This is a genomic window from Rhodoferax potami (assembly GCF_032193765.1).
In the GTDB taxonomy this organism is placed as follows: domain Bacteria; phylum Pseudomonadota; class Gammaproteobacteria; order Burkholderiales; family Burkholderiaceae_C; genus Allorhodoferax; species Allorhodoferax potami.
Genome location: NZ_JAVBIJ010000001.1, coordinates 72467 through 90588, shown reverse-complemented (window position 1 = coordinate 90588; position 18122 = coordinate 72467). Strand labels below are relative to the sequence as shown.

21 protein-coding genes are annotated in these 18122 nt (G+C 60.7%); 9 read left to right on the top strand and 12 right to left on the bottom strand.

The genetic code is table 11. The annotated features are described in order from the left end of the window. Nucleotides 1–6: 6 nt before the first annotated feature. Nucleotides 7–579 carry a Holliday junction branch migration protein RuvA gene (gene ruvA, locus RAE21_RS00425; RefSeq protein WP_138517035.1) on the bottom strand — a complete coding sequence of 191 codons (573 nt, stop codon included), beginning with the start codon at nt 577–579 and terminating at the stop codon, nt 7–9. A 130-nt stretch (nt 580–709) separates the two neighbouring features. On the opposite strand from ruvA, the gene RAE21_RS00420 reads away from it, so the two are divergent. After that, a complete protein-coding gene (locus tag RAE21_RS00420) occupies nt 710–1732 on the top strand; it encodes a PhoH family protein (RefSeq protein WP_313879633.1) in 1023 nt (340 codons plus the stop codon). Nucleotides 1733–1756: 24 nt separating this feature from the next. After that, nucleotides 1757–2200 carry an rRNA maturation RNase YbeY gene (gene ybeY, locus RAE21_RS00415; protein WP_313879632.1) on the top strand — a complete coding sequence of 148 codons (444 nt, stop codon included), beginning with the start codon at nt 1757–1759 and terminating at the stop codon, nt 2198–2200. Between the two features lie 149 nt (nt 2201–2349). On the opposite strand, the gene RAE21_RS00410 is transcribed toward ybeY, so the two are convergent. Together RAE21_RS00410 and dtd are read right to left on the bottom strand one after the other, a co-directional pair. Beyond that, the gene (locus RAE21_RS00410; protein ID WP_313879631.1) at nt 2350–2748 is read right to left on the bottom strand and encodes a hypothetical protein; all 399 of its coding nucleotides are present in this window, start codon (nt 2746–2748) and stop codon (nt 2350–2352) included. Between the two features lie 161 nt (nt 2749–2909). After that, entirely contained in the window at nt 2910–3374 is a 465-nt protein-coding gene (dtd, locus tag RAE21_RS00405; RefSeq protein ID WP_313879630.1) for a D-aminoacyl-tRNA deacylase, read from the bottom strand. 66 nt (nt 3375–3440) lie between these two features. Between dtd and RAE21_RS00400 the strand changes: the two genes are divergently transcribed. From RAE21_RS00400 to RAE21_RS00385, 4 genes are all read left to right on the top strand, one after another. Next, nucleotides 3441–4913, top strand: a complete 1473-nt coding sequence (locus RAE21_RS00400; RefSeq protein WP_313879629.1) for a sensor histidine kinase — start codon at nt 3441–3443, stop codon at nt 4911–4913. Further along, on the top strand, nt 4910–5539 hold the full coding sequence (locus tag RAE21_RS00395) for a response regulator transcription factor (RefSeq protein ID WP_313879628.1): 630 nt from the start codon (nt 4910–4912) through the stop codon (nt 5537–5539). Before RAE21_RS00400 ends, RAE21_RS00395 begins: the two co-directional genes overlap by 4 nt. 130 nt (nt 5540–5669) lie before the next feature. Next, nucleotides 5670–6158: a GlcG/HbpS family heme-binding protein gene (locus RAE21_RS00390; protein ID WP_313879627.1), complete on the top strand. Its 489-nt coding sequence runs from the start codon at nt 5670–5672 to the stop codon at nt 6156–6158. A gap of 133 nt (nt 6159–6291) precedes the next feature. Beyond that, nucleotides 6292–6933, top strand: coding sequence for an ankyrin repeat domain-containing protein (locus RAE21_RS00385; RefSeq protein WP_313882618.1), 642 nt, complete (start codon nt 6292–6294; stop codon nt 6931–6933). 8 nt (nt 6934–6941) lie between these two features. On the opposite strand, the gene tyrS is transcribed toward RAE21_RS00385, so the two are convergent. After that, nucleotides 6942–8186: a tyrosine--tRNA ligase gene (tyrS, locus tag RAE21_RS00380; protein ID WP_313879626.1), complete on the bottom strand. Its 1245-nt coding sequence runs from the start codon at nt 8184–8186 to the stop codon at nt 6942–6944. Between the two features lie 122 nt (nt 8187–8308). Between tyrS and RAE21_RS00375 the strand changes: the two genes are divergently transcribed. After that, nucleotides 8309–9667: a peptidoglycan DD-metalloendopeptidase family protein gene (locus RAE21_RS00375; protein WP_313879625.1), complete on the top strand. Its 1359-nt coding sequence runs from the start codon at nt 8309–8311 to the stop codon at nt 9665–9667. Between the two features lie 12 nt (nt 9668–9679). Continuing rightward, complete coding sequence (locus RAE21_RS00370; RefSeq protein ID WP_313879624.1) at nt 9680–10807, top strand: anhydro-N-acetylmuramic acid kinase; 1128 nt, start codon at nt 9680–9682, stop codon at nt 10805–10807. A gap of 3 nt (nt 10808–10810) precedes the next feature. On the opposite strand, the gene erpA is transcribed toward RAE21_RS00370, so the two are convergent. From erpA to RAE21_RS00340, 6 genes are all read right to left on the bottom strand, one after another. Further along, complete coding sequence (erpA, locus tag RAE21_RS00365; protein WP_313874075.1) at nt 10811–11176, bottom strand: iron-sulfur cluster insertion protein ErpA; 366 nt, start codon at nt 11174–11176, stop codon at nt 10811–10813. 61 nt (nt 11177–11237) lie between these two features. Continuing rightward, on the bottom strand, nt 11238–11633 hold the full coding sequence (locus tag RAE21_RS00360; protein WP_313879623.1) for a bactofilin family protein: 396 nt from the start codon (nt 11631–11633) through the stop codon (nt 11238–11240). Between the two features lie 18 nt (nt 11634–11651). Then, entirely contained in the window at nt 11652–12380 is a 729-nt protein-coding gene (locus RAE21_RS00355; protein ID WP_313879622.1) for a DUF6776 family protein, read from the bottom strand. A gap of 90 nt (nt 12381–12470) precedes the next feature. Further along, nucleotides 12471–12863, bottom strand: coding sequence for a 30S ribosomal protein S9 (gene rpsI / locus RAE21_RS00350; protein WP_313874078.1), 393 nt, complete (start codon nt 12861–12863; stop codon nt 12471–12473). Between the two features lie 9 nt (nt 12864–12872). After that, entirely contained in the window at nt 12873–13301 is a 429-nt protein-coding gene (gene rplM, locus RAE21_RS00345) for a 50S ribosomal protein L13 (RefSeq protein WP_087495115.1), read from the bottom strand. 204 nt (nt 13302–13505) lie between these two features. Continuing rightward, nucleotides 13506–15176 (bottom strand): serine/threonine protein kinase, encoded by a 1671-nt coding sequence (locus RAE21_RS00340; RefSeq protein ID WP_313879621.1) that lies wholly within the window; start codon nt 15174–15176, stop codon nt 13506–13508. 158 nt (nt 15177–15334) lie between these two features. Here RAE21_RS00340 and RAE21_RS00335 point away from each other — a divergent pair, with 158 nt between their 5' ends. Then, on the top strand, nt 15335–16225 hold the full coding sequence (locus RAE21_RS00335; RefSeq protein WP_313879620.1) for a 23S rRNA (adenine(2030)-N(6))-methyltransferase RlmJ: 891 nt from the start codon (nt 15335–15337) through the stop codon (nt 16223–16225). 13 nt (nt 16226–16238) lie between these two features. Here RAE21_RS00335 and metF read toward each other — a convergent pair whose 3' ends face one another. Both metF and RAE21_RS00325 read right to left on the bottom strand, forming a co-directional pair. Next, nucleotides 16239–17084 (bottom strand): methylenetetrahydrofolate reductase [NAD(P)H], encoded by an 846-nt coding sequence (metF, locus tag RAE21_RS00330; RefSeq protein ID WP_313879619.1) that lies wholly within the window; start codon nt 17082–17084, stop codon nt 16239–16241. A 41-nt stretch (nt 17085–17125) separates the two neighbouring features. Further along, nucleotides 17126–18037 carry a TlyA family RNA methyltransferase gene (locus RAE21_RS00325; RefSeq protein ID WP_313879618.1) on the bottom strand — a complete coding sequence of 304 codons (912 nt, stop codon included), beginning with the start codon at nt 18035–18037 and terminating at the stop codon, nt 17126–17128. Nucleotides 18038–18122 lie beyond the last annotated feature (85 nt).

The following is an 18122-nucleotide window of genomic DNA, read 5'->3' as shown; positions in this document are numbered from 1 at the left end:
AGAAGCCTATTTGGCCAAAGACTTCAGCGCCAGCTTGATACCATCGCTCACCCCCACATCCTTGGGCAGGGCCTTGAGTGCAGCTGCCGCTTCCTTGTCGCTGTAGCCCAGGGCCAGCAATGCCTGCAGGATGTCGGACTGCGCATCGCCCACGGCGCCCAGAGGCGCACCAAGGTCTGCACCCAACTTGCCCTTGAGCTCCAGCAGCAAGCGCTCGGCTGTCTTTTTGCCGATGCCCGGTACCTTGATCAGGCGACCGGCCTCTTGCAAGGTCACCGCCTGCGCCAAGTCGCCCACGTCCATGCCCGACAGCACCGACAAAGCGGTGCGCGGCCCCACGCCGGAGATCTTGATCAACTCGCGGAAGGCCTCGCGCTCGGTGCTGGTGGCAAAACCGTAGAGGATTTGCGCGTCTTCGCGCACCACAAAGTGGGTGAGCAGCGTGACCTTGTGGCCGTCGGCGGGCAGGTTGTAGAAGGTGCTCATGGGCACCTGCACCTCGTAGCCCACGCCGCCGCAGTCGATGATGACTTGCGGTGGATTTTTGTCGCTGACGATGCCTGTGAGTTTGCCGATCATGGTGCGGAGTCCGGGGTTCTGGAGTGGTGGATGGCCAGCGAGGCCACGGTTCGGATCAAATTGGGGACAATGCAGGGGTAGCGCTTCTGTGGCGCCCCTTCGCAGTCCCCTGCTTTGCCGGATTATCAGCTTGATTCTCAAACACATCTTCACCCCGCTGAACAACACGCGTCTCTCGCACCTGTGCGGGCCGACCGACGAACACCTGCGCACCATCGAGCGCGAGTTGGAAGTCAAGATTGCCCACCGGCATGAGCAGTTCAAGGTAGAAGGTGCCAAGGCCAAAGCCCAGCGCGCCATGGAGATGCTGCAGGCCCTGTACGAGATTGCCGGCCGGCCGATTGCGGCCTCTACGGTGCAGCTCATGCTCAGCGGCGATGGTGAGTTGGGTGCTGAAGGACCGACTTTGTCCACCCGCCGCGCCGACCTCAAACCCCGCAGCCAGAATCAGGCGCTGTACCTGGACAACATTGCCGAGTTCGACATCACGTTTGGCATCGGCCCCGCTGGTACCGGTAAAACCTATCTCGCCGTGGCTGCGGCGGTGGACGCGCTGCAGCGCAGCTCGGTGCAGCGCATTGTGCTGACCCGTCCCGCGGTGGAAGCTGGCGAGCGACTGGGCTTTCTGCCCGGCGACCTGAACCAAAAGGTGGACCCCTATCTGCGCCCCCTGTATGACGCGCTCTACGACCTGATGGGCTACGACCAGGTGCACAAGGCCTTTGAGCGTCAGCAGCTGGAGATTGCACCCCTGGCCTTCATGCGCGGGCGCACGCTGAACAACGCCTTTGTGATCCTCGACGAGGCGCAAAACACCACGCCTGAACAAATGAAAATGTTTTTGACCCGCGTGGGCTTCGGCACCAAGACGGTCATTACTGGCGATCTGACCCAGATCGATTTGCCCAAAGCGCAGATGAGCGGCCTGGTGGAAGCCGAGCGCGTGTTGCGCCGCACACCAGGCATTGCCATCACCCGCCTCACCAGTTCAGACATCGTGCGCCACCCGCTGGTCGCCCGTATCGTGGATGCCTACGAGGCCGCACGGCTGGAAGACCTGCCACAGATCGCCATCCCCGAGCCAGAGCCAGAGCTCCCCCGCGTGGGCCTGCCCAAGACCCGCAGTGCATCACGAACCGTGCGCAGTAGCTAAACCTTTTTTGATTCACTGAACCCCATGCTTCCAGAACTCAGCCTCTCCCTGCAATTCGGCAAGATTCAAGATGCCGACAAACACCGCGACGCGCTCAAGCGCCACAAAGTCATCCGCTGGATCCGCAACACCCTGGAGGTGGACGGCGAGATCACCGTGCGCATCGTGGACACCGAAGAAGGCCAAACGCTGAACCGCGAATACCGCCAGAAGGACTACGCCACCAACGTGTTGACCTTCGACTACACCCAAGAGCCGGTCACCGCCGACCTGGTGCTGTGCGCGCCGGTGATTGCCAAAGAAGCCAAAGAGCAAAAGAAAACGCTGGAAGCCCACTACGCCCACATGATCGTCCACGGCACCCTGCACGCACAAGGCTGGGACCACGAACTGGACGAGGATGCCGAAGTGATGGAGCTGCGTGAGAGCGAGATCATGGCGCGCTTGGGATTTAAGAACCCCTATTGATCCTTGTTAGTGGTGCGCTCCGGAGCAGCCGCCTTGGGCGCTTTGCTCCGTGTCCCCCGCGCTTCGCGCTCCTCCTTGACCTACGCAAAGCGCCCAAGGCGGCTGCTCCTACAGGTTATTAGTTGCGAGCGAGAACCTGCGCACCTTTATCAATCCGCGTAACGCGTCCTTGCGATGGTCGCACGCTTGCGCATGCGACCGATCAACAGTAAGCCCACCGCAGCCAACACCACCAGGCCCACCATGCCGAAGGCCCAGATCACCCACAACAGCGGGGCCACCCAGTCCAGCAGCGGCGTGATCCAGGGCATGACAGCGGCGAGCATTTCAACTGACCACACGATGGTTGCGCGCACCGCCTCGGCTGTGCCAGCGTCTGTCCACAACGCAATCCATGGGGGCAGCGGCCACTGGGCGATGGTCTGAAGCCCGCCTTGCAGGTCCACGCCTTGGCCTGCCACCCAACTGGCCAAGGCCGCCGAGAGGCCGATAAAGCCGGTCCATAACAATGCGAGAAATACGGTTGCTATAGCGAGTGCGATTTTCATACGCAAATTATCGGGACCGCGCGTGAATTCACAGCGACATGCCGCAGCATGAGCCCTCGCTTGAAGGGGCCTTCAATGGGGGGCGACGGTCCTGACTCTTGAATCTTTTCAGCCCCTAGCGCCCATGGAATATGCGCAAACAGCTATCAAATCAGTAGCATCTAGACAGCTGATGCCACCCGCATGGGAATCGTCACTGGCCCGTCATTGACCAACTCCACCTGCATGTCCGCCGCAAAAATACCGGTCTGCACGATGGGGTGCACTGTGCGGGCTTGGGCCACAAAGTAGTCGTACAAACGCCGCCCTTCATCAGGCGCGGCGGCGCCCTTGAAGCTAGGCCTGTTACCGCCGGAGGTGTCTGCGGCTAGGGTGAACTGGCTCACGATGAGCAGGCCGCCGTGCTGGCCCGCGCCATCCAAATCCTGCACGCTGCGGTTCATCTTGCCTTCAGCATCACTAAAGATGCGCAGCTTGAGCAGCTTGGCCAGCAGCTTGTCGCCCTGGGCCTCGGTATCGCCCTGTTCGGCGCACACCAGCACCAGCAAGCCCTGCTCGATCTTGCCCACGGTGGCACCATCCACCACCACCTGCGCGCGGCGTACGCGCTGTACCAAAGCCATCATCCCGTGTACCTCTCGAAACTGTCTGCGGCCATTGTGCCGCGCACCCCTGTGCCACAATGAATCATCATGTTTGCACACCTTCAACGCCTCCGATTGTGGCTGCTGGCTTGGGCCGCGTTGTCGCTGTTGAGCGGTGTGTACATCGCGCGCGGCGAGCTGGCGCGTCAGCAGGAGGTGTTCGACACCAACTCCCGCATCGTGCACCGCTTGCTCAGCCAGCAGGTGGTGCAACACGACGCCATTCTGGCCACGCTGGCGCTGCTGCATGGCGGCAATGCGGCCGACCGGCCCGAGCAACGCCTGCCCGCACTGTATGGCCAAATTGCTGCTGCCTCCCACCGCGGCGCGAATGAAGCCTGGCCCTCGGCAGAGCTCACCAACGCGGAGGCCGAGTCCCTCCGCCTCAAGCGCGCAGTGCTGGCCGATGTCGACCTGCAAAAAGGCACTTACCAGCTGGTCCTAGCCGCGCAGCCCGACAGCTATGCCCTGACCATTGCCCTGCGCAACATGGTGCCCTGGGCGGAATGGCCCATGAAGCCGGACACCAGTCCGGTGCAAGTGCGCCTGGACCTGGGCGCCAAGACCTACACCGTGCAAGCCGGTCGCCCTTTTGCCGCGGAGGATGCAGGCTGGACCTTCGAAGCCCGCAAAGTGCTGGCGGCGGAGAGCCAGCCTTTTGAGGTGGTGTCCCGCCTGCATGTGCCATGGTCCGCGCTGCCGTGGACCTACATGTTGATCAGCGCCGGCGCGATTGCGCTGGCCTTGCTGCGCGGCCGGATGCTGGTGCAACAACGCACCCAGCAACGCCGTGAAGAAGAGCGCCAACGCGTGGGCCAACGCACACGGCTCAACACCTTGGGCGAACTGGCAGCCGGCATGGCCCACGAAATCAACCAGCCCCTCACCGCCATCCTGGCCAACACCCAGGCCGCCAGCCGTCTGCTGGATGATGCCGAGCCCGACATGACCGCCGCCCGCAGCGCGATGCAGATGGCGGTGCAGCAGGCGCGCAGAGCGTCTGATGTGGTGGGGCGCCTGCGGCGCACGGTGGAGCGCCCGGGCAGCGCCGCGGCAGTGCAAAGCGTGGACCTGCACGCGGCCTGCCAGCACGCACTCTACCTGCTGGAGCCCGAACTGCAGCGCAGCCGTTGCACCCCCGCCCTGACCGTGGACGGCACCCCATTGGAAGTGCAGGCTGACCCGGTGGCGCTGGAGCAAATCATTCATAACCTGCTGACCAACGCACTGCAAGCCATGGAGCAGGTGCCGCCGCAGGAGCGTGCTCTACGACTGGTACTCAGCCACACAGCCACCCACGGCGTGCTGCGTGTGCAGGACACCGGGCCCGGCATCCCACCAGACGCATTGACCAAGGTGTTTGAGCCCTTCTTTTCCACCCGCGAAGGCGGTCTGGGACTGGGCCTGAGCCTGTGCGAATCCTTGGCGCAGGGCATGGGCGCACACCTGAGCGCTGCCAATCTGCCAACGCAAGGCGCCGAGTTCACCCTGCAGATGCCCCTCGCAACCCCCGCCCCATGACCGCGCCGCTTTCTCCCCTGATCCACCTGATCGACGATGACGAAGCCGTGCGCAGCAGTCTGGCCTTGCTGATCAGCACCGTAGGCTTGCGCGTGCAGCCGTGGGCCGACCCGCAGACGTTTCTGCAGACCTTCGACCGGGAGAGCATTGGCGCGATCGTGCTCGATGTGCGTATGCCCGGCATCAGCGGGCTGACGGTGTTGGACACACTGAAAGAACAAAAGGTGGACCAGCCCGTCATCATGCTCACCGGGCACGGCACCATCGACATGTGCCGCCGCGCCTTCAAATCCGGCGCCGCCGAGTTTCTGGAAAAGCCGGTGGACGACGAGCGCCTGCTTGAAGCGCTGCAAACCGCGGTGCGCCAGCATGTGCAGTCCCGCCAACGCAACCAGGCCGACCGCGTCACCCGACAGCGCTACGCGCAACTGTCGGAGCGCGAGCGCGAGGTGCTGGGCCTGATCGTGTCCGGGCTGACCAACAAGGAAATCGGCCGCGCACTCAACGTGTCGCCCCGCACCATAGAAACCCACCGCGCCAACCTGTTCGCCAAGCTGGAGATTGACGCGCTGGCCCAGCTGGTGCGCCAGTACGCCGCACTGGTGGACGAAGACACCGCCGCTTAAAGCTCTGGGCGCTCCGTAGTTGTACGGAGGAGCGGGCGTAGCGGTACGCATGGGCAAATCGCCCCCGGATTTTTACAGTACCTGCACGGTTGATCGAACCGCTTGTACCCCTCAATTTCCGGAGCATTCCATGCGTACTTCCCACCTCCTCGCTTTGATTCTTTCCACCGTTGCTGGTGCGGCCAGCGCTCAAGCCGTGCGCACCGAGCGCAACATGTCCCTGGAACTGGCCAACCAGATTGCCACCGCTACTGTGGCCGCCTGCTCCGCCAACGGCTATGCCGTAACAGCGACAGTGGTGGACCGCGCCGGCAGCGTTCGCGCCGTGCAACGCGCTGACAATGCCGGCCCCCACACCCTGGCCGCCAGCCAGGAAAAAGCCTTTACCTCTGCCTCCGCCAAAAACACCACCCTGGCCATGATGGAAGGCACCCAGAAGAACCCGGCCGCGGCCAACTTGGTATACATCCCCGGTTTCTTGCTGGTGGGTGGCGGTGTGCCGGTCAAGGTGGGCAACGAAGTCATCGGTGCGGTCGGCGTAGGCGGCGCACCTGGCGGCCACCTGGACGAGCAGTGCGCCATCACCGCGTTGGACAAGGTCAAGGATTCTTTGAAGTAAATAGGCCTCTAGCGCTTGTAGATATTGCGCGAGAAGCTCCTGTTTTTATAGCATTTGAAAGTTACACACCATGTCAAACCCCGATAGCACCCGGCTTATCCGGACCCTTCGATTCGCCCTGCTACTGGCGGGCATGGCATGGCTGCCGCTGTCTCAGGCGCAGGTAGCGCCCACTGCCGCCGAGACAGCGGCCTACCGCGGCCTGCACGCGGCGGCGGCGCGGGGCGATATGGCCACACTCACGCAGCTGCTGAGCGCCAAAGCCGACATCAATCAGCGCGATGCCTATGGCCGCACACCCTTGCATGTGGCCACCTTTGCCAAACAGCGTGCGGCGGTGCGCGCCTTGATTCAAGCGGGCGCTGACACCGGCGCTTTGGAAAATGACCGGTACGACGCTGTCACCATCGCCGCAGTGGCTGATGACGAGGAAACTTTGCGCACCCTGCTGGGCCTGGGCGCCAGCGCCAAATTGGTGACCAGCCGCTATGACGGCACTGCGCTGATTGCGGCCGCCCACCTGGGCCACGACGGCGTGGTGCGCCAGCTGATTACGGGCGGCGCCCCTTTGGACCATGTGAACAATCTGCACTGGACCGCAGCCATCGAATCCATCGTGCTGGGCAACGGAGGCGCCCGCCACCAAGCCACACTAAGGGCCTTGGTGGAAGCAGGCGCTAACTTGCAACTCACCGACCGCCACGGCAAAACGCCGCTGGATCTGGCGCGCAGCTATGGCTACGCAGAGATGGTGCGCTTGCTGGAGAAGCGCTAGGCCCGGACTCAGGCCAGGGTCACGCGGGCAAACTTGCGCTTCCCCACTTGCAGCACGTAAGTACCCGCGCCGAGCTTCAAGCCCTTGTCGCTCACCACATTGCTGTCCACCCGCACTCCACCACCGTCAATCAGGCGGTTGCCTTCACCGCTGGAGGCAGCCAGGTTCGCTGACTTCAGCAGCGCGGCAATGCCCACCGCTGCGCCACCTTCGCCTAGCGGCAAGGTGATTTCGTCGATCTGGTCCGGAATACCTCCCTTGCTGCGGTTGATGAAGTCCTGCTCTGCCGCATCAGCGGCGGCCGCGCTGTGGAAGCGCGCCGTGATTTCTTTGGCCAGCGCCACCTTGGCATCTTTGGGGTTGCGCCCGCCCTCGACCTCGGCCTTGAGCGCCGCAATCTCCGCCTCGCTCTTGAAGCTCAGCAGCGTGTACCACTTCCACATCAGCACGTCGGAGATAGACAACACCTTGGCAAACATGGTGTTGGGCTCTTCCGAGATGCCGATGTAGTTGTTCTTGCTCTTGGACATTTTCTCCACGCCGTCCAGCCCTTCGAGCAGCGGCATGGTCAAGATGCACTGGGGCTCCTGGCCGTATTCGGCCTGCAGGGTGCGGCCCATGAGCAGATTGAACTTCTGATCGGTGCCGCCCAGCTCCAGGTCGCTTTCCAGCGCCACCGAGTCGTAGCCTTGCATCAGCGGATAGAGGAATTCGTGCACCGCAATCGGGGTGCCTGCGTGGAAGCGGTCGTGGAAGTCGTTGCGCTCCATCATGCGGGCCACGGTGTAACGGCTGGCCAACTGAATCATGCCGCGCGCGCCCAGCGGATCGCTCCACTCGCTGTTGTAGCGAATCTCGGTTTTTGTAGGGTCCAGCACCAGGCTAGCCTGGCGGTAGTAGGTCTCGGCGTTCACCTTGATTTGCTCGGCGGTGAGCGGCGGGCGCGTGCTGTTGCGGCCGGAAGGGTCGCCGATCATGCTGGTGAAGTCACCGATCAAAAAGATCACCGTGTGGCCCAGATCTTGCAGCTGGCGCATCTTGTTGAGCACCACGGTGTGGCCGATGTGGATGTCAGGCGCTGTAGGGTCCAGCCCCAGCTTGATGCGCAGCGGTTTGCCGGTGGCTTCCGACTTGGCGAGCTTTTTCACCCATTCGTCTTGCGGGAGCAGTTCTTCCACACCGCGCAGGGTGACCGCAAGGGCCTCGCGCACACGATCGCTTACAACTAATTGGGGGCTTAAGGCTTGATTCATAAGGGTTTTTCTTGTGGCCGAAACAGGCGCGGCGGCTATACTGCCGGCTCCTTTGCGCAACGCGTTCGTTGCCAGCGGCTGGATTTTAGTCGGGCCGCATCCCCCACACCGGAGTCTTTGATTTGAAGCATGGACTGAACCAGGCTGTTGAGTTGTGCGTGGCGCGTGCCACGGCCTTCATCCAGCTGTATCCCAAACAAATTACAGCCGCCATTGCTGCCCTGCTGATCGGCGGCACGGGCGCCACCTTCGCGGTCGCCACATTGGCGCCTGATGCCTCAGATTTGCCGGTGCGCACCGTGGTCGAAGTGGTGCAAAGTGAATCGCTAGCAGCCTACGGAAACGACATCAGCGATCAGGCCATGCGCTTGTATCGCACAGAAACCACCCGCTCGAGCGACACTGCAGACACTCTGCTCAAGCGCTTGGGCGTCGTCGATCCGCAAGCCGCTGCATTTTTGCGCGCTGACAGCCAAAGCCAGTCTGCACTGCTGGGCCGCGGTGGCCGCAACGTCACTGCTGAAGTCAACGCGCAACAAGGCCTGGAAAAGCTCAGCGCACGCTGGAGTCCGAATGACGACGGCACCTTCAAACGCCTGACCATTGAAAAAACAGCGGGCGGCTTCCGGGCCCGTACAGAAACACTGCCCCTGGTGGCCAACACACGGCTCGCCAGCGGCGTCATTAACAGCTCCTTGTTTGCAGCGACTGACGACGCCCGCTTGCCGGACTCGGTGGCCACGCAAGTCGCTGAAATTTTTGCCGGTGACATCGACTTTCACCGGGCTCTGCGCAAGGGTGACCGCTTTTCCGTGATTTACGAAACCCTGGAAGGCGATGGCGAACCGCTGCGCGCAGGCCGGGTGCTGAGTGCCGAGTTTGTGAACGCAGGCAAGCCTTTCCAAGCCATGTGGTTCAAGGACCCAGTGGCAGCTGGCAAGGGCGCGTATTACACCTTGGGCGGCGAGAGCTTGCGCCGTGCTTTCTTGGCATCGCCCTTGGAGTTCTCGCGGGTGACCAGCGGCTTCAAAATGCGTTTCCACCCCATTTTGCAAACATGGCGCGCACACTTGGGTGTGGACTACGCCGCTGCAACGGGCACCCCGGTGCGGACTGTGGGCGATGGCGTGGTTGATTTCGCGGGTGTGCAAGGTGGCTTTGGCAATGTGGTGATGGTCAAACACCGCAACAACCAAACCACGGTGTATGCGCACCTGAGCCGCATCAACGTCAAGAAAGGCCAAGCGGTGAGCCAGGGCCAGAACATCGGCGCGGTAGGTGCTACGGGCTGGGCTACAGGCCCGCACTTGCACTTTGAGTTCCGCGTCAATGGCGCTCACCAGGACCCACTGTCGATTGCACGCCAGAGCGAGTCCATCCCTGTATCGCCTGCTGCGAAGCCGATCTTTGAGCAAGCCGCAGCGCAGGTGCGCAGCCAGCTCGCCAGCGCAGCACAGATGCTGCCCGGCTCGGCTGAGTAAGCGCCTGCCCCTGTGTCGGAGTTATTCATCGGCCTGATGTCCGGCACGTCTTTGGACGGGGTGGACGGCGTTTTAGTGGATTTCGCGGGCGATGCCCCTAGGGTGCTGGCGCATGAGACTCTTGGCTTCCCCGACACATTGCGCGCAGATTTTCTGGCGTTGAACACCAGCGGTCCGGATGAAATTCACCGTGGTGCGCTCGCGGCCAATGGCCTCGTCCGCCTCTATGCCAAGGTGGTTGACGGCCTGCTACAAAGCACCGGTCTGACGGCCAATACAGTACACGCCATCGGAGCTCACGGGCAGACCGTAAGACATCGCCCCGGCGAGTTTGACGGCGTGGGCTATACCACCCAGCTAAATCAGCCCGCACTTTTGGCAGAACTCTGTAGCATCAACGTAGTGGCGGATTTCCGTAGCCGTGACGTCGCCGCGGGCGGGCAAGGGGCTCCGCTGGTGCCACCGTTTCATCAGGCCTTTTTCAGCCCACGCGGCGAGCGATTGGCAGTGCTGAACATCGGCGGCATCTCCAATTTCACCCTGTTAAATGCCACTCCAGAGGCCCCAGTGCTGGGCTTTGACTGTGGCCCGGGCAACGCGCTGATGGACGCGTGGTGCCATCGCCATACAGGGCAGCACTTTGACGCGGATGGCGCGTGGGCCGCATCGGGCACCGTGCTGCCAGAACTATTGAATCAGCTGTTGCAGGAGCCCTTCCTGCAAAAGAAGCCTCCCAAGAGTACCGGGCGCGATCTTTTCAACATCGCTTGGCTGGAGGGCCATTTGAGTGTGTGGCGCGCCACGGGCGAGGACTCCACCCCCGCCGATATTCAAGCAACCCTGACGGAGTTCACAGCGCGCACCTGTGCTGATGCGTTAGAGCGCAATATGGCGGCGTGCCCTGTGGTCGCTGTGTGTGGCGGCGGGGCCTATAACGGCTCACTCATGCGACGTTTGCAAGCGCTGTTGCCGGTATGCAGGGTACAAAGCTCCGCATCGCTCGGCCTGCCGCCACTGCAAGTGGAGGCGACTGCTTTCGCATGGCTGGCGCGGCAAACCTCACTTCACCGACCATCCAGTTTGCCAAAAGTAACGGGCGCCCAAGGCGCCCGCATACTCGGTGCAATCTACCCGGCCTAAAGGTCAGGTAGAGAAAGACGAACCGCAGCCACAGGTGGTCGTGGCATTGGGGTTCTTGATGACGAACTGCGCGCCCTGCAAATCTTCTTTGTAGTCGATTTCTGCGCCTACCAAGTATTGGTAGCTCATGGCATCGATCAACAAAGACACACCGTTTTTGGTCATGGTGGTGTCGTCTTCGTTCGTGATTTCGTCGAACGTGAATCCGTACTGGAAGCCGGAGCAACCGCCACCTTGCACAAACACGCGCAATTTCAAATCAGGATTGCCTTCTTCGGCGATCAGGTCAGCCACTTTTGCCGCGGCGCTGTCGGTGAACAGGATCGGGGAAGGCATGTCAGTTTGGATGTTTTCAGCAACGGCGCTCATGGCGACTCCATTCAGATACGAGAATAAGACAAATAGTACAGGAATCCGCTCGGGAATTCTTTCACTGGTTATTTGCCGCTAGTTTCAATGTGGGTTTTTCTTCGCCATGCAACATCGGACGCAGCTGGCCAGCGATCAAGGCGCCTTGGTGCATTTCCAGCGCGGCGTATTCAATGTCACCCTCGATCCGGGCCTTGGGTTGCAGCTCCAACATGCGACGCGCATGGATGGGGCCTTTCACCGCACCGTTGATGATGATGTGATCGGCCGTGATCGAACCGGTAATGCTCGCAGAGTCCGAGATCACGAGGATGCTCATGGCCGCCTCAGCAGCATACACATTGCCAACGACAGTGCCATCAACCCGGAGGCCATCCGAAAAGGTCAGGTTCCCTTGGATCTCAGTTCCGTCCGCGATCAGACTCTTGATGGGTGGCTGCTTATTTTTATTGAACATGGCATAGCTTTCAAAGACTTAAAGCTTGAGCGTCTGCGTTGCTCGAACCACAGACCCGTCAAGAACACGCGCTGACACGCTTTTCACCACAGTCTGGGGAGGGAGCGAAAACTCTCCTTCCAGGCGCCCGTATTGCTTGACCTTGAGGGCGATAGCCCCTTCGGGTAGCGAAGCCGTCCAGGGCTTGCCGTTTGCCGTCCCCACCAGAGTTATTTCCAAACGACCTACAAACTCTTGGCTGTTACGGCCGGCCTGCATGACCAACGCTTGCCATTTTAAGGTACCCGGAGCGGTGAGCTCCGCTTGAAGACCCCGTATCGCAATGCCCTCAACCCCGCCCGCAGGAATCAATTTTTCGAAAAACCCCAAATCGTCGCGCAAGGCCCGGTTGTCGGCCTCGAGTTGTTTCACTTGCGAGATGAGCTTTTCTTGAGACGCCTTTTCGGCGGTTACCAAGGTGTCCGCGGTATTGGCAACTGATTGCGCCTGATCTCGCTCCGCTTTCAGGGTCAACATTTCGGCTTGTAACGCAGCGGCTGTTGCGCGCAGCTGCACCAGTTCGTCTTTGGACCCCTTTTCGAGACCGGCAATATCCTTGCCGAACTCAAATGCCCATAGGCCAATGGCCGCACAAAAGCCCAACACAATCGCCAGCAAAGCCCAGCGGAAGGGCCACGGCATGGCACTGCGCACGGCCATTCGGGGAGCACTGATGGTGAGGCGGCGTCGAAGGAGTCGAAATCTCATGAGGGGCGAAGTCTAGCAGTCCACAAAAAAACAGCCGCCAGAGCTTGCACTCGGGCGGCTGTCGATGTGCAACCAGAGGTTGCAGCGTGATTAACGCTTGGAGAACTGCTTACGACGACGAGCGCCGTGGAAGCCGACCTTCTTACGTTCCACTTCACGCGCGTCACGAGTTACGAAGCCGGCTTGGCTCAGTGCGGGCTTGAGGCTCGCGTCGTAATCGATCAATGCACGTGTGATGCCGTGACGGGTAGCACCCGCTTGGCCGGACTCACCGCCGCCAGCAACGTTGACCATGATGTCAAACGTTTCAGCGTGGTTAGTCAGCATCAGGGGTTGCTTGCAGATCATGATGGAGGTTTGACGACCGAAGAAGTTTTCGATGTCTTTACCGTTCACAGTGATCTTGCCAGTGCCTTTTTTCAGGAAAACGCGGGCGACGCTGGATTTGCGACGGCCTGTTCCATTGTTCCATTCACCAATCATGAGAGCTCCTTACAGTTCCAACACTTTGGGTTGCTGGGCAGTGTGGGGATGCTCAGCACCACCGTACACCTTGAGCTTCTTGATCATGGCGTAGCCCAGGGGACCCTTGGGCAGCATGCCCTTGACGGCTTTTTCCAAAGCGCGACCGGGATGCTTGGACTGCATGTCACGGAAGTTAGTAGCTGTGATACCGCCGGGGTAACCGGAGTGGCGGTAGTACACCTTGTCCAAGGACTTGGTGCCAGTCACTTTGAGTTGGGCTGCGTTGATAACGACGATGAAATCACCGGTATCGACGTGAGGCGTGTAAATGGCCTTGTGTTTGCCGCGCAAACGGAGAGCAACTTCGCTGGCTACTCGTCCGAGGACCTTATCGGTCGCGTCAACCACAAACCACTCGTGCACGACCTCAGCGGGTTTTGCGCTGAATGTAGACATGAGTTTTCTCTTTAAAAAGAAGGTTTGGGAGGGCTCTTTTCCACGGTCGGCGTTCCTCTGTTGGGAATCTCTTAGGTGGGGAGTACCCTGTGCACTGTCGTGAGACGGAACCCAGAGTTGCTTCGCCGCGGAGCCGCAAAAAGCGCTGCGAAGCCCTCGATTATACAAAGCCCCCGCAAAAATCGCAAATCCACCCTCACGGGATCAGTTGCGGGACTTGTTCTGCTCTTCCCAATGCTTGCGGTCTGCCACGCAAACGGCCAAGTTGTAAAACTCGGGTTTCTGGCATTCCCGATAGACGCACATGGTTCGCGAAAAGATCGATGCAGTCGCGCAGATGGCGGTGGTATCTTTCGCGGGAGAAGCGGCCGCGGACGATGTTTCGGCACCACCCTGCCCAGCGGCGGCACCAGTCGCCGGAGGGCTCGACGGCTTTTCTGCCACTGCAGGTGACGTCGCAGCTCCCCCAGACTGCTTGGGAGCAGCGTTCGGCTTGGCGCGACCATTGGCAACCGTTCCACTCGCGGATTTCGCAGGCGCAAGCGGCACAGCGGCAGGGTTTTGCGATGGCTGAACTTGTGATGGAGCTACAACCGGCGTAGCCTCTGTCACCAGTGGGCTCGGGGGCACGATGCTTTCGACTAGCGGTGTTGCCGCTGTGACTGGAGGTGTCGGCCGCATGGACCACACGAGGGCGCCAACAAGTACCACGCCCCCTGCAATCCAGAGCCAGGGCGACTTTGCGCCCGCCTTTCCTTGGGGGGCCTCAGCGCGGCGCTTTTTAGCCGGCGACTCTCCCTTGGGAGGCACCTTCACTGTTTTGGATTGATCGAACGTAGCAGGCTGAAACACGGTATCCGGAAAATGCGGGGCCGGCTGCGTCGTGAGCAACTCCGTGGTAACCGGCTCCGGATCATTACCGGTCTCGACCAAAGTCACCGAATCGCCCAGAGATTTGCGCCAGTCGAATCGCGCAAGATCCGGGGGAGACTTCATGCCGATTTCTTGAGTAAAGGCCTCCACGCTTGCAGTTCGGTCAGCAGGCTCAATCGCCAGCGCGTGCGAGATGGCGCGGACAAAGCCGTCAGAGTATTTCTGGTTGAAATGTGTCTCGGCCGTCTGGGCCACCTGCGAAAAAGCCGGCAAGCGGTCGCGCACTGCGCGGAACGTGGCCGGTAGAGGCGGCTCATTGCAGATGCAGCCGTGCATCACGGCCGCTACCGCATAGAGATCGGTCCACGGCCCCTCTTGCATGTCCCGGGCGTCGGCGTATTGCTCGATCGGCGCGTAATTCACCTTGAGGATGGCCGTGTGCTTTTGACTGGTATCGAGAATGGCGCGTCGCGCAGCTCCCAAATCCAGCAAGACCGGAGGGCCGATGTTCTGCAGAAAAATGTTGTCTGGCGACACATCCCGGTGCAGCGTGCTGTTGTCGTGCAATACCTTGAGGCCAGCCAATACCGACCACAACACTGACTGCAGCCACTCCTGGGGCGGGGGGCCACTCATCCTGCGACGGGCCTCCTTGAGGGTAATGCCCTCATACAAGGGCATCGCCATATAGGCGGTGTTGTTGGCTTCCCAGAAGCGATATACCTTCACCAAAGACGGGTGGTCAAATCGGGCCAACAAGCGCGCCTCGGCAATAAAAGAACGCAAACCCGACTCAAAAGCCGCCGCGTCTGCGACCGACTTCACCGTGAGAGAGGACAGGTTGTCGCGCCCTACCAGGCTGGTGGGCATGTACTCCTTGATCGCGACCGCCCGGTGCAAGGAATGGTCATAACCCCGGTACACCATGCCAAAACCACCCACGCCCAGCAAACCCTTAATCTCAAACTCGGCGAGACGGGTACCGTTTGCAAGGGCGTCCATATGCCCGGCCCCAGTGACCCGGACTGAAGCAGGCGCAGTGTGAATGTCAACCATGGCGTGAGATGAACTCTGTATTTTTTATGCCCGCAAAGGCCCAGTCAGGGCCCCTTTCCAAACTCGATGCACATGGCAACGCGGGTCGATAGGTATCATAGGGGATGTTTAGTTATCGACACGCCTTCCACGCCGGCAACCACGCCGACGTGTTGAAACACACCACTTTGCTGGCAGTTTTGCGCCATATGACGCAAAAAGAGACCGCGCTCAACGTCTTTGACACCCATGCGGGAGCCGGGCTGTACAAACTCGATGGCGACTTTGCCAAGACCAGCGAAGAAGCCGCCGAGGGCTTTCTGAAACTGGTGGCCAGCAAACCAGAGACGCCGTTTGCACCCGCATTGCAGGACTACATCGACATGGTGGCGAGCTTCAATGCCGGTAACACCTGGTCGGTCTACCCCGGCTCGCCGTTCATCATCCAAAGCCTGCTTAGCGGCCGCGACAAGCTCAAGATGTTTGAGTTGCACCCGACGGATACCAAAACACTGATCGCCAACGTCGCCCAGCTCGAAGCCGGCCGGCAAGTGACGGTGTTGCGTGAAGACGGGTTTGAGGGTCTCAAGAAATTTTTGCCCCCACCCTCGCGCCGTGCTTTGGTGCTGTGCGATCCGAGCTATGAGGTCAAAAACGACTACATGCGGGTGGCAAGCATGGTGGCGGACTCTATGCTGCGTTTTGCAACCGGAACCTATGCGGTGTGGTACCCCATCATCCCGCGGCCAGAGGCCCATGACCTGCCGAAGAAACTCAAAACCATGGCCAACAAGGCCGGCAAATCGTGGTTGCACGCGACGCTCACCGTCAAGTCGAGCAAGCTGACGACCGACGAGCAAGGCGAAGTGGTCCGCCCCGGATTGCCCGCAAGCGGCATGTTTTTGATTAACCCACCGCACACACTTAAGGCAGCACTCAAGGACGCGCTGCCCCAAATGGTGAAGCTGCTCGGGCAGGACGCCAATGCGACGTCCACCCTCGACTCCGGCGGCTAAGTCGGCAGTTACCTTAGGCGCTTAGGCCGAGGTTTTGACACAAGGCCAGAGTCGGCGCACTCTGGTTCATGGTGTAGAAATGGATGGAGGGTGCACCGCCTGCGCGCAGTTGCTCGCACAAATCGGTCACCACCTCCAAGCCAAACGCCTTGATGGATGCCACGTCATCCCCGTAGCTCTGCAGGCGCAAGCGAATCCAACGCGGGATTTCGGCGCCACACGCATCCGAGAAACGCATCAGCTGGGTCGAGCTGGTAATGGGCATGATGCCCGGCACCACGGGCACTGTGACGCCCAAAGCATCCGCCTCTTCCAGAAACCGGAAATAAGCGTCAGAGTTGTAAAAATACTGGGTGATTGCGGAATTGGCACCCGCTTTGACCTTGGCAGCAAATGCCTGCATGTCGCTGGCCGGTGATTTGGCCTGCGGGTGCACTTCGGGGTAGGCTGCCACTTCAATGTGGAAATCGTCGCCGGTTTCGGCTCGGATAAAGGCCACCAAGTCACTGGCGTATTGAAACTCACCGCCTGCGCCATAGCCGCTCGGCAAGTCACCGCGCAAAGCGACCAAGCGCTTCACGCCCATGGTCTTCAAGGTGGCCAATTGCACCCGTACGGTGGCTTTGGTCGCCCCCACGCACGAAAAGTGGGAAGCCGCGCTCACCCCTTCCGACAAGATGTCGCGCACGGTGTTGAACGTACCCTCTTGGGTCGAACCGCCCGCACCAAAAGTCACCGAGCAAAATTCGGGGGCCAAGCTGTACAGCTGTTGGCGCACCACGCGCAGCTTTTCGGCACCCTCAGGGGTTTTGGGCGGAAAGAATTCCAGACTCAGTGGAATCCGATGGCTTGTAAACATAGTGTTCTCCGTCTCAGCCCCCGCTATGGCGAGGGCCGGATTCAACCCGCCTTGCGGGCGCAAATAAAGAATTCGCGGTTTCCGTCTCCACCTTCGATGGCGGAGTCAAACCAATGGGTCACCGTGAGCCCGAGGTCGGCACAGGTCTCGCGCAAGCGCTGTTCCACGATCGGATACATCTCGGGATCTTTGACGATTCCACCCTTGCCCACTTGACCGGGCTGCAGCTCGAACTGGGGTTTGACCAGCGTAAGCAACATCCCGCCCTCTTTGAGCAACTCGACCGCAGCAGGCAACACCAGGGTCTGCGAAATAAAGGACAGATCAGCCACGAGCAGATCAAAGGGCGGAGCAAACTCAGGCGGCAGCTCTACCGGTTCTGGCTCGGCAGCCTCTGGCGCCGGAGCCGCGTCTTCGTCGTCGAAGTCATCTTCATCGCCCCAGTCATCCGCGCTGTCTGATTCTTCATCAAATTGGCCGCCTGCGCCGGTGCTATCTGCGTAAGCAGCTACCAAATCCATAGCAGACAGCGTGCGCGCGTTGACAGACTCGACGCATAACACACGCGGATCGCTGCGCAGAGAGGGATGCAACTGGGCGCTGCCCACATCCACGCCCACGACCGATTGCGCACCGGATTGCAGCAAGCAATCGGTGAAGCCACCGGTGCTTTGCCCCACATCCAGACAACGCAGTCCGGTAACAGACAGGCCGACTTGCTTGAGTGCCGCTTCGAGCTTGAGGCCACCGCGGGACACATAACGCGCTTCGGAATCATCGAGCAAACGGATCTTGGCGCCATCAGGCACTTCATCGCCATTTTTGGCCACACGTTTCCAGACTTCGCCCGAAAGCTCCATCTTCAGCCACTCCACGCCATCCGCTATCAAGCGCTGAGCCTGTGAGCGGGTGCTGGCCAGTCCACGCTGCACCAAAAGTTGATCAATTCGCATCGTTATCCAAAGTTATCCCACACACACCCTCTTGATCAGGGACACCGCTGGGCCGGCTTCGCCGGACCGCAGGTGTCGCCCCTCG

Coding starts and splice junctions, on each gene's coding strand:
- ruvA (WP_138517035.1), bottom strand. CDS start 579: ATGATCGGCAAACTCACAGGCATCGTCAGCGACAAAAATCCACCGCAA.
- ybeY (WP_313879632.1), top strand. CDS start 1,757: ATGCTTCCAGAACTCAGCCTCTCCCTGCAATTCGGCAAGATTCAAGAT.
- RAE21_RS00410 (WP_313879631.1), bottom strand. CDS start 2,748: ATGAAAATCGCACTCGCTATAGCAACCGTATTTCTCGCATTGTTATGG.
- dtd (WP_313879630.1), bottom strand. CDS start 3,374: ATGATGGCTTTGGTACAGCGCGTACGCCGCGCGCAGGTGGTGGTGGAT.
- RAE21_RS00400 (WP_313879629.1), top strand. CDS start 3,441: ATGTTTGCACACCTTCAACGCCTCCGATTGTGGCTGCTGGCTTGGGCC.
- RAE21_RS00395 (WP_313879628.1), top strand. CDS start 4,910: ATGACCGCGCCGCTTTCTCCCCTGATCCACCTGATCGACGATGACGAA.
- RAE21_RS00390 (WP_313879627.1), top strand. CDS start 5,670: ATGCGTACTTCCCACCTCCTCGCTTTGATTCTTTCCACCGTTGCTGGT.
- RAE21_RS00385 (WP_313882618.1), top strand. CDS start 6,292: ATGGCATGGCTGCCGCTGTCTCAGGCGCAGGTAGCGCCCACTGCCGCC.
- tyrS (WP_313879626.1), bottom strand. CDS start 8,186: ATGAATCAAGCCTTAAGCCCCCAATTAGTTGTAAGCGATCGTGTGCGC.
- erpA (WP_313874075.1), bottom strand. CDS start 11,176: ATGAGCGCCGTTGCTGAAAACATCCAAACTGACATGCCTTCCCCGATC.
- RAE21_RS00360 (WP_313879623.1), bottom strand. CDS start 11,633: ATGTTCAATAAAAATAAGCAGCCACCCATCAAGAGTCTGATCGCGGAC.
- RAE21_RS00355 (WP_313879622.1), bottom strand. CDS start 12,380: ATGAGATTTCGACTCCTTCGACGCCGCCTCACCATCAGTGCTCCCCGA.
- rpsI (WP_313874078.1), bottom strand. CDS start 12,863: ATGATTGGTGAATGGAACAATGGAACAGGCCGTCGCAAATCCAGCGTC.
- rplM (WP_087495115.1), bottom strand. CDS start 13,301: ATGTCTACATTCAGCGCAAAACCCGCTGAGGTCGTGCACGAGTGGTTT.
- RAE21_RS00340 (WP_313879621.1), bottom strand. CDS start 15,176: ATGGACGCCCTTGCAAACGGTACCCGTCTCGCCGAGTTTGAGATTAAG.
- RAE21_RS00335 (WP_313879620.1), top strand. CDS start 15,335: ATGTTTAGTTATCGACACGCCTTCCACGCCGGCAACCACGCCGACGTG.
- metF (WP_313879619.1), bottom strand. CDS start 17,084: ATGTTTACAAGCCATCGGATTCCACTGAGTCTGGAATTCTTTCCGCCC.
- RAE21_RS00325 (WP_313879618.1), bottom strand. CDS start 18,037: ATGCGAATTGATCAACTTTTGGTGCAGCGTGGACTGGCCAGCACCCGC.